A 13,798-nucleotide genomic window follows, 5' to 3' on the forward strand; every position below is an offset into this window, starting at 1 on the left:
CTGCTGTGACTAGTAACGTTGCCTAATTGTGCTGACGGCAACCCGCAGAGATAACGACCTCAATCGCTGAGGCAATATTCAGATGGGCAGGAGGCAGCCAGCGCAACGTCCAACATTAACAGAGGAACGACCACCCCGCAAGAGGCAGTCCAGACTAAGCCCCGAGGGGCTCCCGCGCAAGCACGACGCGCGCCGTTACATCGAACACCGGCACCACCGGTCGGACTCGCCGCCGCACCGGCCCCGGGCTGGCTACCTCGGGGGCCGCGTGCACTCGATGATGCTCCCACGTGGACACGAGCACGTCGCGTCCTGCCGATAACTGTGACCCGTATCCGCACGGACGTCAAGCGAAACCGCCGATTTCCTTCGAATATCGGCCGTGCCCGCGACCTGAGGGCCGGCTCCAGGAGGCCTGAACGGCCGCTGAGACGACGAGACCGGCCCGGGGGAGATTCCCCGGGCCGGTCCGATGTCCGTGTTCGACGGTGCGCCGTGGTCGACCTAGCGGCCGTCGACCTTGGGCAGGTGGTCGGTCGGGTTCTCGTCGATCTGGGTGGTCGGGTACGCACCCGTGGGCGAGTCGTCGCCCGAGTAGTCCTTCTGGATGGACACGGGAGCCGTCGCCGGGGCCTGCGCGGCGACCTGCGCCGGCGCCGTGGTCGCGAACTCGGCGGGATCGTCACCCAGGTCACGCGCGATGGCGATCTGCGCCTTGTGCGGCAGGGTGGGCAGGATCTGCCGGACGCGAGCCTTGCGCCGCTGCTCGCCCTTACGGGGCGGCATGCCCGGGGTGGGCTGCATCTGCGGGGCGATCTCGTCCGGAACGTCGACGCCACCGTCGGAGTGGCCGGCAGCGACGCGGGCGGCCTCCGCCTCCATCTGCGCCGAGTCCTTCTCCTCCGACATACCGATCGGGCCGATCATCGAACCGGAGAGGAACTGCTTGACCACCGGCTCCTCGGAGGTGAGCAGCACCTCGCGGGGGCCGAACATCACCAGATGCTTGAGGAACAGCATGCCCATGTTGTCCGGCACCGTGCGGGCGATGTTGATGTTGTGCGAGACGATCAGCGTCGTGCAGTCGATCTGCGCGTTGATGTCCATCAGCAGCTGGCTGGTGTACGTGGTACGCACCGGGTCGAGGCCCGAGTCCGGCTCGTCGACGAGCATGATCTGCGGGTCCATCACCAGGGCGCGGGCCAGGCCGGCGCGCTTGCGCATACCACCCGAGATCTCGCCCGGCAGCTTGTCCTCCGCGCCGATCAGACCGACCATCTCGAGCTTCTCCATCGTGATCTGACGGATCTCGCTCTCCTTCTTCTTCGTGTGCTCACGAAGCGGGAACGCCGTGTTGTCGTACAGGTTCATCGAGCCGAAGAGGGCACCGTCCTGGAACAGCACGCCGAACATCTTCCGGATCTCGTACAGTTCCGACGACGTACACGTGAGGATGTCCGTACCGTCGATGATGATCTCACCCTCCTCCGGGCGCAGCAGACCGATCAGCGACTTCAGGAACACCGACTTACCGGTACCCGACGGGCCGAGCAGAACCGACACCTCACCCGCGGGCAGGGTCAACGAAACGTCGGACCAGATGTTCTGGGACCCGAACGACTTCGTCAGGTTCTTGGTAGTTACTTCGACACCCACTGTCGGGACCTTTCGTCGCATCGAGATGTGGCTCGCGCCACAGACCGCTGCATGGACAGTACCTCAGTACCCGCTGGTCGCGGTACCGGACCCGGTAGCCGCTACTGACGGGTCACTCCGCGCACCATCGACGGTGCGCCGCGGCACCGTCGGGCGGGGTGACCTGCGGGTCCGCTCCGGAGACGACGAACGGCCCCGTCGCACAGGGCGACGGGGCCGTTCGAGGCGTTGTGGAACGGTCCTACTTGACCGAAACCGAGGCGCCGGCCTCCTCGAGCTTGGCCTTGGCGGCCTCGGCGGCCTCCTTGTCGACCTTCTCCAGGATCGCCTTGGGGGCGCTCTCGACGAGGTCCTTGGCCTCCTTCAGGCCGAGGCCCGAAACCAGCTCGCGGACGACCTTGATGACCTGGATCTTCTTGTCGCCGGCGGCCTCGATGACGACATCGAACTCGTCCTGCTCGGCGGCGGCGTCAGCGCCGCCGGCCGCGGGGGCGGCACCGGCAGCCGCGACAGCGACCGGAGCAGCAGCGGTGACCTCGAAGGTCTCCTCGAAAGCCTTCACGAACTCGGAGAGCTCGAGCAGGGTGAGCTCCTTGAACTGGTCGAGCAGCTCTTCGGTGGTGAGCTTCGCCATGGTGGCGTCCTTCCGTTAGATCTTGCTCGCTGATCCGCGAGGCAAGGTGATGATGGTCCCGCGTGCGGAGCGCGCGGGGGTTCGCTGGATCAGCGGTCTTACGCGGCGGCCTCGTCGGCTGCCTTCTTCTCCTGCAACGCGGCGGCCAGGCGGGCCACCTGCGAAGCGGGAGCATTGAACAGGCCAGCGGCCTTCGCCAAGTTGCCCTTCATGGCACCGGCGAGCTTGGCCAGGAGCACCTCGCGCGACTCGAGATCGGCGATAGCCTCGACCTCGGCCACGGACAGCGCCTTGCCGTCCATGTAGCCGCCCTTGATGACCAGGGCCTTGTTGTCCTTGGCGAACTTCTTGATCGCCTTGGCGGCCTCGACCGGCTCACCCTCGATGAAGGCGATCGCGGTCGGACCCTCGAACAGCTCGTCCAGGCCCTCGACGCCGGCATCCTTCGCGGCGATCTTGACCAGGGTGTTCTTGGCGACGGAGTAGGTGGCACCAGCCCCGAGCGAACGACGCAGCTCGGTGATGGAACCGACCGACAGCCCGCGGTACTCGGTGACCACGGTGGCCGTGGACTTCGAGAACTTCTCGGCGATCTCAGCGACTGCTGTGACCTTCTCGGCGTTTGCCATACTTCGCCTCCTCTCTACGTGTCGTACCGACGGCCGAAGGTTCGGGCCAGAAACGACGAGAACCCCGGCGCAGGGCGCACGGGGTTCGTAGAAGAAGCCTCGTCCTCCTGCGTGGGTCGCCGGCTCGGGGCCGGACCTTCGATCGGGCTGACGCCCGACGACCGACGGTCTTCGGTGGAACGATCCGGTGGAACACCGGATTCCAAGGGACCATCGTACGCGAGCGCTTGGTCCGTCACCAAATCGTAGTTCGACGGTGCGCGCTGCGCCGATGGGCGGAACGGGTGCGGGAACGCATCCGCACCTGATTCGCCCAGCCGCACCCGGCATGACGGGTGCGCTCGCGCGTTCCGGGTGCGCTCGCGCGTTCCGGGTGCGGGAGGGCATCCGCACCGGTTCGCCCGCCGACTCAGCCGACCGCGACGCCGGACTCGGTGTAGACGATGCGCAGTGCCAGGCCCGCCTCCGGGCCCATCACCCGAGTCGCGAGCTCGACGAACGCCGCGGTGAACGACGGGCCGTGGGCGGCATCGTCGGCGCTGCCGGGCCCGGCGGCCGAGAGCGCGACGTGGTGCGCGAGCTCGTGCAGGACCACCAGCTCCCGCAGGGCCCAGGCACCGTCGCGCCCGGCCGGGACGGCGACGACCGGCGTCCGGCCGGTCCCGCTCTCGTAGTGGGCGCCGGACGCGCCGCGGCGGGCGCGCACGCGCACCTCGCCGGGCCCGAGAACCCGGTCGGCGTACCTCTGGACCGACTCCACGGACGCGAACCGGGCCTCGGGTGGCAGCGTCAGCGGCACGCCGAGGACGTCGACGCTCCGCCCCACGCCGCCGTGGTCGAACAGGCCGCGGACCATCTCCTCCGCCCGGTAGACCGCGGCGCGCTGGATGTCCCTAGACGTCCTTCGCCACCTTCAGCGAATCGAGGATCGCCTTGCCCGTGGCGGCCATGTCGGCCCGCCCGATCGGGATGACGATCATCGCGTAGGTCTGCGGCGCGGAGGCGATCACGACGACGGTGACGTCGTCACCCGGGACGGTGACATTGGGCGCCGTGACCAGGATCTTGCCAGTGACCTTGGCCGCGGACACCCCGTCGACCGTGATCGTCTCGGGCGCGCTCTGTTCGACCCGACGGGACGTGGCGCTGTTGTATCCGGCGCCGTCGGCGATGCACTGGATCATCCGCGCCGCGGCGTCCTTCGGGTCCAGCTTGGATCCGAAGTTGGTCTGCCCGACCTCTGCGCCGGCCTGCCATGATTGGCCGTCACCCGTGGACTTCTGCAGGCCCGCCGCGGCGATGCTCTGCGCGTACACGGTGTAGCTCTCCTTCTCCCAGCCCGGGGCGGCCGAGACGGGGAAGGACAGCGGGCCGGAGGCGACGCGGTCGGTGATGTCGGACGCCAGCCCCGTGCCGGGCATGCCGCAGCTCGCCCCTGTGGCGCCGCCGCTGGTGGTGGCTGCCGCGCTCGTGGTGGCCGCGGCGGTGCCGCTGCCCTCCGAGCCGGAGTTCATCACCATGACGACCGCGGCGATCGCGACTGCGATGACCAGGACGACGGCCACGCCGATCGCGACGAACAGGCCGGTGCGCTTCGGCTTCTGCGGTGGCTGCCCCTGCGGCGTCTGGCCCGGATACTGATACCCCGGCTGCTGATAACCCTGCTGGTAGGGCTGCTGCGCGTACGGGTTCTGCTGCTGGCCGTAGCCGTACTGGTAGCCGCCCTGCGCGTACGGGTCGGGCTGTGCGTACGGGTCGGGCTGCTGCCCGTAAGGGTTGGGCTGCTGCCCGTACGGATCCTGCGGGTTGCTCATACGTCCCTCGCCACCTTGAGCTGCTCGAAGACCTGCTGGGCCACCGCCGCGAGGGCGGTATCCCCGATCGGGGTGTCCGACTCGAAGTATGCCTGGGGCGCCGAGTCGATCACCACAACAGTAACCACGTCGCCCGCCAGACTCAGTCCGGAACGATCGACGAGGAATCGGGCCGTCACGCGATGCGCCCGCACGCCGTCGACCACGACCGCCTCCGGTGCAGTCACCGCCTCGACCCGCGCTGCGCCGTGGTTGTACGCGGCCCCGGCGGCGATGCACGGGATCAGGCGGCGCGCGGCCTCGTCGGACGGGACCTTGGCGTCGAAGTTCGTCATCCCGATCTCGACGTGCGCCTGCCACGGCTCGCCCGGCACCATCAGGTACAGCCCCTGCGCCTCCACGCTCTCCGCGACGGTCGTGTAGCCCATCTGCTTCCATCCGGGTGCCGCTGATGCGGGGAAGGACAGCGGCCCGGACACCACGCGCTCCGCGACCGGGGTGGTCGACGAACGCCCCGGCGTCCCGCAGCCCGCGGCAGCGGTCGTCGACCGGCCCGCGATCGACGACGGTGCCTCACGCGCACCGTCCGCCGCCTGGCTGCGCACCACGACGACGCCCGCGGCGACCGCCACAGCAAGGACCAGGACCACCGCGACGCCCACGGCCCACCACAGGGCGCGGTTCGGCCGCTTCGGCGCAGGCGCACCGGAGCCGAACGGCTGATTCATACGTCCCTCGCAACCTTGAGATGGTCGAAGATGTCCTGCGCCACGGCGGCGAGCGCCGCGTCGCCGATCGGACTGTCCGACTGGAAGTAGGTCTGCGGGGCGGACGCGATCACCACGACCGTCAGCACGTCACCGGTGATGTCCAGCCCCGCGCGGCTGACCAGGATCCGGCCGGTGACGCGGGCCGCGGGCACCCCGTCGACCGTGATCGCCTCCGGCTCCGTGAGACCCTCGAGCCGCGGACGGTACGAGTCGTACCGGCTGCTCGCGACGATGCACGGGATGATCCGGCGCGCCGCGTCCTCGGCCGACGCCTTGGGGGCGAAGGTGGTCTGCCCGATCTCGGCGTGCGCGTCCCATTGGTGGCCGGGCACCTTCTGCCGCAGGCCCGCGGTCTGCGCTCCGGGCGCGAACAGCTGGTACCGCTGCGCCGTCCACCCCGGCGCCGCCGAGACGGGGAAGGACAGCGGCCCGGAGACCACCCGGTCCGTGATCGGCACCGTCGAGCCCGGCCCGGGCATGCCGCATCCGCCCGTCCCCGCCACCGAGGTCGACGGTGCCGCCACCGTCGACGGGGACGGGCCGCGGCCCGAGGACCGGACCAGGAGCACCGCGGCGACCGCGACGACCACCAGGACGAGCGCGACCGCGCCCCCGAGCGCCCACCACAACGCCGGCCCGCGCCGCGGGGGCGGCGGGAACGGCGAAGAGGGCGGGCTCACGGCGCACCGCGTTCCAGGGCGCGCCCACCGCCCAGCTCGGCGTGGTCGCCGAGCCGGGCCGACCGGCCGGCCTTGTCGCCCGCGCGGCGCGCACCGTCGGAGTAGCCGGCCGACGCCCTGGAGCCACGCCATTGCCCGCGGGCCGTGGACTCACCGCGGTAGAACGACGCGAGCTCGACCTCCTTGTCGCGCAGCGCGATGGCGGTGCCGGGCTCGCCCCGCTCCACGACCTGCGCCGTCTCCGCCGCGCGCGCCTCGGCGAGCCGCGCGCCGATCCGCGCCGCGAACGCGGACTGGAAGTTGATCCGCGCCGTGACCCCCGAGACCGGCTTGGTCTCGACCCACCGCCGGCGCGTGCGCCGGTCCTCGTAGAGCTGCTGCACCGTCTCGGACTTGTGGGCGCCCGAGCGCAGGTAGGCGTCCGACGCGCGGACCATCTGGATGACCAGCGACGCGTACAGCGCCTCACACGCGTCGACATCCTCCGCGAAGCCGTAGGCGAAGACGAAGGTGGAGTTGGACGCGACATCGCACCGCACGTCGTTGGACTGGGCGATCGCCACGAACAGCTCGACGAAGGTGCGCAGGCCCCGCCGGCCCGCCTCCCCGATCCGGACGGTGCGCTGCTCCGGCGCCGCCCGCGCCCGCTCGGTACCGCGCTGGTGGGCGCGGGCCACAGCCAGGTCGATCGACGCGGCGGTGGCGAGCCGCTGTGCCGCCTCGGTGAACGTGGCCGCCTCGTGCTCGTTGTCGGTCCCCTCGGCCTGCCGCAGCAGCGCGCCGATCCGCGTCAACAGCCTGTCGTCGTCCATGGCGCGAGGATACCGACGTCGGGTGACAGGTTTTCGAGGTCGCACATCGACCGGGTCTCGATGTTCCAAGGCGCCTCCAAGTGATCCGCCAGCGGCTTTCGGTTACGCTTATCCGGACCTAAGCTTCGCATTACCAAGGGGAGAATTCACTATGTCGACGCCCAATGATCCGTACGGCCAGCAGCCGGATCCGAACCAGTACCCCGGCCAGCAGCCGTACGGCCAGCAGCCCGACCCGAACCAGTACCCCGGCCAGCAGCAGCCCTTCGCCGGGCAGCCGTACCCGGGCCAGCCGGCCCCCGTCGGCCCGAACGGCGAGCAGCTCAACGACCCCGACAACACGCTCGGCATCGTCGGCCTCGTGCTGGTGTTCGTCTGCGGCGGCATCGTCGGCCTCATCGTCAGCTGGATCGCGCTGAACAAGTCCAAGCAGCGGGGCTACAAGAACACGCCGGCCCTCATCGGCGTGATCCTCGGCGCCATCGGCACCGTTCTCCTCGTGCTGTGGCTGATCCTCGGCGTGGCACTGGCCGCCAGCGGCTCGTCGACCTCCTACTTCCTCGTCTGACGCATGGGCTACCCCGAGAACCCGCAGGACCCGTTCAACAAGGATCCGTACGCCACGAACGACCCGAACGCGCAGTACGGCGCGGGCCAGTACGGCGCCGGGCAGTACGACCCGTACGGTCAGGCACCGTCGTACCCCGGCCAGGGCTACCCGGCGGCCCAGCCGTACCCGGGCGGCTACCCCGTGCCGAACGGGGAGATGCAGGACCCCGACAACGCCATGGGCATCGTCGGACTGGTCCTCAACTTCGTCTGCTGCGGCCCGATCGGCCTGATCGTCAGCTGGATCGCGCTGAACAAGTCGAAGGAGCGCGGCTACAAGAACACCGTCGCGCTGGTCGGTGCCATCCTCGGCGGCATCAGCAGCGCGATGCTGCTGGTCGTGGTCGTGATCTACGCGATCATCTTCATCGCGGCCATCAGCTCGAGCTCCAGCTCGTACGTGCTGTCCCTGCTCTGAGCGCGGCGTCCCCGGACACGACGAAGCCCCCGACCTCCTCGCGGAGATCGGGGGCTTCGTGGATCAGGGCCCTGATGCGGGGAAGGCCTACGCCTCCTCCTCCGCGAGGTTGCTCACTCGCGACGGGTCCACCGGGATGCCCGGTCCGGTGGTCGTCGAGACGGTGACCTTCTTCAGGTACCGGCCCTTGGCCGCCGACGGCTTCGCGCGCAGGACCTCGTCCAGCGCGGCGCCGTAGTTCTCCACCAGCTGCTTGGCGTCGAAGGACGCCTTGCCGATCACGAAGTGCAGGTTCGACGCCTTGTCGACGCGGAACGTGATCTTGCCGCCCTTGATGTCGCCCACGGCCTTGGTCACGTCGGGGGTGACGGTGCCGGTCTTCGGGTTCGGCATGAGGCCACGGGGGCCGAGCACGCGAGCGATGCGACCGACCTTGGCCATCTGGTCCGGGGTGGCGATCGCGGCGTCGAACTCGAGCCAGCCGCCCTGGATCTTCTCGATCAGGTCCTCGGCGCCCACCTCGTCGGCACCGGCGGCCTTGGCCTCCTCGGCCTTGTCGCCGACGGCGAACACGATCACGCGCGCCGTCTTACCCGTGCCGTTCGGCAGGTTGACGGTGCCGCGCACCATCTGATCGGCCTTGCGGGGGTCGACACCGAGGCGCATCGCGACCTCGACGGTGGCGTCCTGCTTGGTGGAGGAGGTCTCCTTGGCGAGCGTGACGGCCTCGAGCGGGCTGTACAGCTTGTCCTTGTCGACCTTCTCGGCAGCGGCCTTGTAGGCCTTGCTGTTCTTGCTCATGAAAACTCTTTCGTTTCTTGCCCGGCTAGTGGGCAGTGAGTGGTTCTGCGGGCCGAGCGGGCCCTCCCACGGGACGCACGAGACGTCCCGATAACACTCGGGCGCGCGAGCGCGCCCTGGCGACTTACTCGACGGTGATGCCCATCGAGCGAGCAGTACCGGCGATGATCTTCGCGGCCTGATCGATGTCGTTCGCGTTCAGGTCTTCCTTCTTGGTCTCGGCGATCTCGCGCACCTGATCCCAGGTCACCTTGGCGACCTTGGTCTTGTGCGGCTCGCCCGAGCCCTTCTGCACGCCTGCGGCCTTGAGCAGCAGCTTCGCAGCAGGAGGAGTCTTCAGCTTGAAGTCGAACGAACGGTCCTCGTAGACCGTGATCTCGACCGGGATGACGTTGCCACGCTGCGACTCGGTCGCGGCGTTGTACGCCTTGCAGAACTCCATGATGTTGACGCCGTGCTGACCAAGCGCGGGACCCACGGGCGGAGCAGGGTTGGCCTGCCCGGCCTGGATCTGCAACTTGATGAGCCCGGCGACCTTCTTCTTCTTCGGGGGCATCCTCAGTATCCTTTTTCATCACCCCGCGCCCGTGTACCGGCGCGGGAAGCATTGGTGTCGCGCTAGGAGATCTTCTCGACCTGGTTGAACGCGAGCTCGACGGGCGTCTCACGGCCGAAGATCGAGACGAGCACCTTGACCTTGCGCTGCTCGGCGTTGATCTCGCTGATCGACGCGGGCAGGGTGGCGAACGGGCCGTCCATGACGGTGACCGACTCGCCGACCTCGAAGTCCACCTCGACCGCGGGGCCCTGCGACACGGCGCCACCGGACGCGGCCGCGCCGGACCCGTCGGCACCCACTGCGCTCTTGTCCTTGGCGGGCTTGGTGCGGGCGCTCTCGGGGAGCAGGAACTTCACGACCTCGTTCATCGTGAGCGGCGAGGGCTTGCTGGTCAGGCCGACGAAGCCGGTGACGCCGGGGGTGTTGCGCACCGCGCCCCAGGACTCGTCGTTGAGGTCCATGCGCACCAGGATGTAGCCCGGCAGCACCTTGCGGTTGACCCGCTTCTGCTGGCCGTTCTTGATCTCGGTGACCTCCTCGGTGGGGACCTCCACCTGGAAGATGTAGTCGCCGACGTCGAGGTTCTGCACACGGGTCTCGAGGTTGGCCTTGACCTTGTTCTCGTAGCCCGCGTAGGTGTGGATCACGTACCAGTCGCCGGGGGCGGTGCGCAGCTGCGCCTTCAGCTCCTCGACGGGGTCGATCTCGACCTCTTCCTCGGCCTCCTCCTCGACGAGCTCGGCGCCGTCGCCGGCGGCCGCGTCGTCGTCGGGGGTGCCGAACACGCTCTCCTCGGCCTCGATCATGGCCTCGTCCTCGGCCGACTCGACCTCGGTCGCCTCGGCGCCATCGACCAGCACGCCCTCAGGGGAGTCCTGCTCGGCCTCGTTGTGCTCCGGGGTGCTCACAGCGCCGAAGTTCCTTCCGTCTCGTCTTCTCGGGCGGTCCGGCTACTTGCCGAACGCCCACAACATCAGCTTCGCGAAGCCGAGGTCGAGGAGGCTGATCATCGCGGTGAGGATCACCACGAAGAGCAGCACGATGATCGTGTAGTTGACCATCTGGCTGCGGGTGGGCCAGATGACCTTGCGCAGCTCGGCGACGACCTGGCGGATGTACAGCCAGATGGCGGCGAACGGATTGCGCGAGGGCTTCGCGGCCGCGGACTTCTTCGCAGTACCGGACACCGTCGTCGACTCACCGGGCTCGGGCGCCTCGGCCAGCGCCGTGCGGCCACGCCGGCCGCTGGAGCGCTTACCGGAGGGGCGGGCCTGCTGGGCGTCTTCGGCGGCGCTGTCCCCGGCGGTCTCGCCGGTGGTCGCGTCGTCCTTCTCGTCGCTCACGCACTTCCCTCCGCTGTTCCTCCGGCGACCCGTGGGCCGACCGATGTCAGAGCCGGGCGCCGGGGCCCGCCTGTGCAGGGGCGACAGGACTCGAACCTGCGACCTGCGGTTTTGGAGACCGCTGCTCTACCAACTGAGCTACACCCCTTTGCGGGACCTCGCGGTCCCGCACCCGCACCGTTCGATGGGCGCGCTTTCGCACGCCCGCCGCGTGGTGCGGACAGTTCAGTGTACGGCACATCGGTGCCGCACCTCAAAACGCCCCGTCAGAGGCCCGGCAGTCCATCCCGGTCGGGCCGGTCCGACGGTGACCCGTCGTCCGGGCCGGCGGGACCGCGCACCGTCGTACTAGCCGAACTGGACGGTGGCGACCGGCTTGCCGAAGATCTTGCGGTCGCCCTGCTTGACGGTGAGGAAGACGACGCCCGTCTTGCTCTCCTCGTCGAGGGACTTGATCTTGCCCGAGTACAGCAGCTCCGCCTTCTGGTCGGCGGGAACGAACACCGGCGCGGTGAAGCGGACGCTGTACTCCTTCAGCGCGCCCGGATCACCCAGCCACTCGGTGATGTAGTTCGAGCCCAGGCTCATGGTGAGCATGCCCTGCGCGACGACGTCCTCCATGCCGGCCAGCTTCACGATGTGATCCGACCAGTGGATGGGGTTCGGGTCGCCGGTGACGCCGGCGTAGTTGACGAGGTCGCCGCGGGTCAGCTCGAAGACCCGCTCGGGGAGCTCCTCGCCCACCGACACGTCCGCGAAGTTACGAAGCGCCATACATCATCACCTTTTCCATTGCACTGACGAATCCCGCATCCTCACCCTCACCCGACCGGCCGGCCAGCGTGGTCCAGGACGTGACGAGCGGGTTGCCGTCCTGATCGGAGATCTCGTTGCGCGTCACGATCAGATCCACACCCGCGACCTGCTTGAACGCGTCGAAGTGGACGTGCGTGGTCAGCGTCATGCCCGCGAGGATCGGGGCGTGGAACTGCACCTTCTGCTCCGACTGCACGACGGGGCGGCGGCCATAGCCGACGATCGCGTTCTCGAACAGCGGGCGATGCGCGATGATCCCGATCAGCGAGAACATGATGGGCGGCGCGACGAGGTCGGCGTAGCCGGCGGCCCGGGCCGCCTCCACGTCGTGATGGACGGGATCGCTCAGCTGGCTCGCATTGGCGAACTCCCGGACCTTCTCGCGGCTGACGAAGTACTTCTCGGAGAACTCGTAGTTGTAGCCGACGGCGGCGCGTGTGCGCTCCGCGACCTCTTCCGGGCTGAGCTGCTCGGTGACCGGACCACCCGGTACATCGATGTCATTGCTCACGTGGGGAACCTACCTAACGTGAATGGGCTGGAAGCAGTATGCCAAAGGGGAGGGCATCCTTGGCGGATGCCCTCCCCTTCGTCAACGTTTCGCTTAGCGCGACTCGCGATGCGCCTGATGCGAGCCGCAGTTCGGGCAGAACTTCTTCAGCTCGAGGCGATCGGGGTCGTTGCGACGGTTCTTCTTGGTGATGTAGTTGCGGTGCTTGCACACCTCGCACGCCAAGGTGATCTTGGGGCGAACATCTGTCGATGAAGCCACGACGTTCCCTCTTTCGCAAATCTCTTGTCAGTTGTAGCGGTGGGGAGGCTCGATCTCCCGACCTCACGATTATGAGTCGTGCGCTCTAACCAGCTGAGCTACACCGCCCTGAGCTATCAGCACATTGCACTGGTCTAGCGAGCCCCCTGACGGAATCGAACCGTCGACCTTTTCCTTACCATGGAAACGCTCTGCCGACTGAGCTAAGGGGGCGTGGTCCCGGGGGCACCGTCTCCGGCGCTCCAAGAGCCTCAACGAGATTACACACCGCGACCGAGAAGAACCAAATCCGCAGGTCAATCCGTTTTCGCAGCGACCCCCGGCGATCGAGATCGCCGGGGGTCGAGGCGGGTGGCACGTGTAGGATTCGAACCTACGTAGGCTAAGCCGACGGATTTACAGTCCGCTCCCATTGGCCGCTCGGGCAACGTGCCGTTCACTGCCCGTGAAGGCAGCGGAGAGTAGACTACATCGCCCCCACCGGGACCGCGCAAACCCGCAGGTCAAACAGATTAGGAGTCCAGCCAAAGATGGCCGATTCGTCGTTCGATGTCGTGAGCAAGATCGACCGCCAGGAGGTCGCCAACGCCCTCAACCAGGCGGCGAAGGAGCTCAGCCAGCGGTACGACTTCCGCGGCACCAACACCACGGTCGAGTTCTCCGGCGAGGACAAGGTGGTCCTCACCTCCGACGCCGAGGAGCGCGTCAAGGCCGGCCTCGAGGTGTTCCAGGAGAAGCTCATCAAGCGTGGACTGTCGCTCAAGGCCTTCGACGCCGGTGACCCGGTCGCCTCCGGCAAGACCTACAAGATCACGGGAACCCTGGTCGAGGGCATCACCAGCGAGAACGCCAAGAAGATCAGCAAGCTCATCCGCGACGAGGGCCCCAAGTCGGTGAAGGCCCAGATCCAGGGCGACGAGCTCCGCGTGACCAGCAAGTCGCGCGACGACCTGCAGTCGGTCCAGGCGCTGCTCAAGGGCGCGGACCTCGATATCGCGGTGCAGTTCGTCAACTACCGCTAGGCCCCCTGGTTCGACGGTGCACCGTCGCGCCGGGTGGTGCGACGGTGTGCTCGCGGTTCGACGGCGCGCTCGCGGCCGGCCGCGTAGTTCGACGGTGCGCTCGCGGCCGGGCCAAAGGGCGGCATCGCCGCTCGCTGGGCTTCGCGCCCTCGCCTATCGGCTCGGCCACTGCAGAATCGCTCGGCGGCGACGCCGCCCTTCGTCCCTCGTTCGGTTCCTGGTCGCCCCGCTGGAGGTAGCGGCCGTGGGGTCCGTGATCTCGGCTGTGGGTTTCCTCACGTCAGGAGAGGAGCGGCGGATTTCGTCACGCCTCGGGCACAGCGTCGCCGTCCCCCACCCCGCGGTCGCTCCCCGGCCACACGCCGACCCCCACCCTGGCGTTCCAGCCCACGCCAAACGCCGTTCCTCCGGTGGGGGATCGGTCGTCCCCCGTTCGGCGCCGAATCCCCCACTGGACGCCAAC

19 protein-coding genes and 4 tRNA genes are annotated in these 13,798 nt (G+C 68.4%); 3 read left to right on the plus strand and 20 right to left on the minus strand.

Translation table 11 applies throughout. From position 1 onward, the window contains the following. Nucleotides 1–504: 504 nt before the first annotated feature. From ABZX10_RS15815 to ABZX10_RS15850, 8 genes are all read right to left on the minus strand, one after another. Entirely contained in the window at nucleotides 505–1,656 is a 1,152-nt protein-coding gene (locus ABZX10_RS15815) for an ABC transporter ATP-binding protein (protein WP_355541571.1), read from the minus strand. A 241-nt stretch (nucleotides 1,657–1,897) separates the two neighbouring features. After that, nucleotides 1,898–2,290: a 50S ribosomal protein L7/L12 gene (gene rplL, locus ABZX10_RS15820; RefSeq protein WP_355541574.1), complete on the minus strand. Its 393-nt coding sequence runs from the start codon at nucleotides 2,288–2,290 to the stop codon at nucleotides 1,898–1,900. A gap of 98 nt (nucleotides 2,291–2,388) precedes the next feature. Then, nucleotides 2,389–2,919, minus strand: coding sequence for a 50S ribosomal protein L10 (rplJ, locus tag ABZX10_RS15825; protein WP_355541577.1), 531 nt, complete (start codon nucleotides 2,917–2,919; stop codon nucleotides 2,389–2,391). 409 nt (nucleotides 2,920–3,328) lie between these two features. Then, nucleotides 3,329–3,808 carry a TIGR04338 family metallohydrolase gene (locus tag ABZX10_RS15830; RefSeq protein ID WP_355541916.1) on the minus strand — a complete coding sequence of 160 codons (480 nt, stop codon included), beginning with the start codon at nucleotides 3,806–3,808 and terminating at the stop codon, nucleotides 3,329–3,331. 4 nt (nucleotides 3,809–3,812) lie between these two features. Continuing rightward, complete coding sequence (locus tag ABZX10_RS15835) at nucleotides 3,813–4,733, minus strand: hypothetical protein (protein ID WP_355541580.1); 921 nt, start codon at nucleotides 4,731–4,733, stop codon at nucleotides 3,813–3,815. After that, nucleotides 4,730–5,461, minus strand: a complete 732-nt coding sequence (locus ABZX10_RS15840; RefSeq protein WP_355541583.1) for a hypothetical protein — start codon at nucleotides 5,459–5,461, stop codon at nucleotides 4,730–4,732. The genes ABZX10_RS15835 and ABZX10_RS15840 overlap by 4 nt, the downstream gene beginning before the upstream one ends. Next, entirely contained in the window at nucleotides 5,458–6,183 is a 726-nt protein-coding gene (locus tag ABZX10_RS15845; RefSeq protein WP_355541586.1) for a hypothetical protein, read from the minus strand. The genes ABZX10_RS15840 and ABZX10_RS15845 overlap by 4 nt, the downstream gene beginning before the upstream one ends. Then, nucleotides 6,180–6,995: a DUF2786 domain-containing protein gene (locus ABZX10_RS15850; RefSeq protein ID WP_355541589.1), complete on the minus strand. Its 816-nt coding sequence runs from the start codon at nucleotides 6,993–6,995 to the stop codon at nucleotides 6,180–6,182. Before ABZX10_RS15850 ends, ABZX10_RS15845 begins: the two co-directional genes overlap by 4 nt. Nucleotides 6,996–7,146: 151 nt before the next feature. Here ABZX10_RS15850 and ABZX10_RS15855 point away from each other — a divergent pair, with 151 nt between their 5' ends. Together ABZX10_RS15855 and ABZX10_RS15860 are read left to right on the plus strand one after the other, a co-directional pair. Continuing rightward, nucleotides 7,147–7,563 carry a hypothetical protein gene (locus ABZX10_RS15855; RefSeq protein ID WP_355541592.1) on the plus strand — a complete coding sequence of 139 codons (417 nt, stop codon included), beginning with the start codon at nucleotides 7,147–7,149 and terminating at the stop codon, nucleotides 7,561–7,563. Between the two features lie 3 nt (nucleotides 7,564–7,566). Next, entirely contained in the window at nucleotides 7,567–8,022 is a 456-nt protein-coding gene (locus tag ABZX10_RS15860; protein WP_355541595.1) for a DUF4190 domain-containing protein, read from the plus strand. An 87-nt stretch (nucleotides 8,023–8,109) separates the two neighbouring features. Here the strand turns inward: ABZX10_RS15860 and rplA are convergent, their stop codons facing one another. The 11 genes from rplA to ABZX10_RS15915 all read right to left on the minus strand — a co-directional run bounded on the left by rplA (nucleotide 8,110) and on the right by ABZX10_RS15915 (nucleotide 12,747). Continuing rightward, nucleotides 8,110–8,823 (minus strand): 50S ribosomal protein L1, encoded by a 714-nt coding sequence (rplA, locus tag ABZX10_RS15865; protein ID WP_355541598.1) that lies wholly within the window; start codon nucleotides 8,821–8,823, stop codon nucleotides 8,110–8,112. A gap of 124 nt (nucleotides 8,824–8,947) precedes the next feature. Continuing rightward, nucleotides 8,948–9,379, minus strand: coding sequence for a 50S ribosomal protein L11 (gene rplK / locus ABZX10_RS15870; protein ID WP_068523954.1), 432 nt, complete (start codon nucleotides 9,377–9,379; stop codon nucleotides 8,948–8,950). Between the two features lie 62 nt (nucleotides 9,380–9,441). Further along, nucleotides 9,442–10,290, minus strand: coding sequence for a transcription termination/antitermination protein NusG (nusG, locus tag ABZX10_RS15875; RefSeq protein ID WP_355541602.1), 849 nt, complete (start codon nucleotides 10,288–10,290; stop codon nucleotides 9,442–9,444). 42 nt (nucleotides 10,291–10,332) lie between these two features. Beyond that, complete coding sequence (secE, locus tag ABZX10_RS15880; protein ID WP_355541605.1) at nucleotides 10,333–10,725, minus strand: preprotein translocase subunit SecE; 393 nt, start codon at nucleotides 10,723–10,725, stop codon at nucleotides 10,333–10,335. 75 nt (nucleotides 10,726–10,800) lie between these two features. Next, nucleotides 10,801–10,873, minus strand: a tRNA-Trp gene (locus ABZX10_RS15885). A gap of 200 nt (nucleotides 10,874–11,073) precedes the next feature. Further along, the gene (gene hadB, locus ABZX10_RS15890) at nucleotides 11,074–11,499 is read right to left on the minus strand and encodes a (3R)-hydroxyacyl-ACP dehydratase subunit HadB (protein WP_355541608.1); all 426 of its coding nucleotides are present in this window, start codon (nucleotides 11,497–11,499) and stop codon (nucleotides 11,074–11,076) included. After that, nucleotides 11,486–12,052: a (3R)-hydroxyacyl-ACP dehydratase subunit HadA gene (hadA, locus tag ABZX10_RS15895; RefSeq protein WP_355541611.1), complete on the minus strand. Its 567-nt coding sequence runs from the start codon at nucleotides 12,050–12,052 to the stop codon at nucleotides 11,486–11,488. The genes hadB and hadA overlap by 14 nt, the downstream gene beginning before the upstream one ends. Before the next feature lie 93 nt (nucleotides 12,053–12,145). After that, nucleotides 12,146–12,313: a 50S ribosomal protein L33 gene (rpmG, locus tag ABZX10_RS15900; protein ID WP_013125415.1), complete on the minus strand. Its 168-nt coding sequence runs from the start codon at nucleotides 12,311–12,313 to the stop codon at nucleotides 12,146–12,148. Between the two features lie 34 nt (nucleotides 12,314–12,347). Continuing rightward, nucleotides 12,348–12,421 (minus strand) — tRNA-Met (locus ABZX10_RS15905). 32 nt (nucleotides 12,422–12,453) lie between these two features. Beyond that, nucleotides 12,454–12,526: transfer RNA gene (locus tag ABZX10_RS15910), tRNA-Thr, on the minus strand. A gap of 139 nt (nucleotides 12,527–12,665) precedes the next feature. Then, nucleotides 12,666–12,747: transfer RNA gene (locus ABZX10_RS15915), tRNA-Tyr, on the minus strand. Nucleotides 12,748–12,843: 96 nt separating this feature from the next. On the opposite strand from ABZX10_RS15915, the gene ABZX10_RS15920 reads away from it, so the two are divergent. Further along, complete coding sequence (locus tag ABZX10_RS15920; protein ID WP_355541615.1) at nucleotides 12,844–13,335, plus strand: YajQ family cyclic di-GMP-binding protein; 492 nt, start codon at nucleotides 12,844–12,846, stop codon at nucleotides 13,333–13,335. On the opposite strand, the gene ABZX10_RS15925 is transcribed toward ABZX10_RS15920, so the two are convergent. Further along, the gene (locus ABZX10_RS15925) at nucleotides 13,332–13,460 is read right to left on the minus strand and encodes a hypothetical protein (protein ID WP_355541618.1); all 129 of its coding nucleotides are present in this window, start codon (nucleotides 13,458–13,460) and stop codon (nucleotides 13,332–13,334) included. The genes ABZX10_RS15920 and ABZX10_RS15925 overlap by 4 nt on opposite strands. Nucleotides 13,461–13,798 lie beyond the last annotated feature (338 nt).

It is taken from the genome of Tsukamurella sp. NPDC003166 (assembly GCF_040611135.1).
Classification (GTDB): Bacteria; Actinomycetota; Actinomycetes; order Mycobacteriales; family Mycobacteriaceae; genus Tsukamurella.

Bases quoted from the DNA above. Each gene is read 5' to 3' on its own strand.
- rplL (WP_355541574.1), bottom strand. From the start codon at position 2,290: ATGGCGAAGCTCACCACCGAAGAGCTGCTCGACCAGTTCAAGGAGCTC.
- rplJ (WP_355541577.1), bottom strand. From the start codon at position 2,919: ATGGCAAACGCCGAGAAGGTCACAGCAGTCGCTGAGATCGCCGAGAAG.
- ABZX10_RS15835 (WP_355541580.1), bottom strand. From the start codon at position 4,733: ATGAGCAACCCGCAGGATCCGTACGGGCAGCAGCCCAACCCTTACGGG.
- ABZX10_RS15840 (WP_355541583.1), bottom strand. From the start codon at position 5,461: ATGAATCAGCCGTTCGGCTCCGGTGCGCCTGCGCCGAAGCGGCCGAAC.
- ABZX10_RS15850 (WP_355541589.1), bottom strand. From the start codon at position 6,995: ATGGACGACGACAGGCTGTTGACGCGGATCGGCGCGCTGCTGCGGCAG.
- ABZX10_RS15855 (WP_355541592.1), top strand. From the start codon at position 7,147: ATGTCGACGCCCAATGATCCGTACGGCCAGCAGCCGGATCCGAACCAG.
- ABZX10_RS15860 (WP_355541595.1), top strand. From the start codon at position 7,567: ATGGGCTACCCCGAGAACCCGCAGGACCCGTTCAACAAGGATCCGTAC.
- rplA (WP_355541598.1), bottom strand. From the start codon at position 8,823: ATGAGCAAGAACAGCAAGGCCTACAAGGCCGCTGCCGAGAAGGTCGAC.
- rplK (WP_068523954.1), bottom strand. From the start codon at position 9,379: ATGCCCCCGAAGAAGAAGAAGGTCGCCGGGCTCATCAAGTTGCAGATC.
- hadB (WP_355541608.1), bottom strand. From the start codon at position 11,499: ATGGCGCTTCGTAACTTCGCGGACGTGTCGGTGGGCGAGGAGCTCCCC.
- ABZX10_RS15920 (WP_355541615.1), top strand. From the start codon at position 12,844: ATGGCCGATTCGTCGTTCGATGTCGTGAGCAAGATCGACCGCCAGGAG.
- ABZX10_RS15925 (WP_355541618.1), bottom strand. From the start codon at position 13,460: ATGCCGCCCTTTGGCCCGGCCGCGAGCGCACCGTCGAACTACGCGGCC.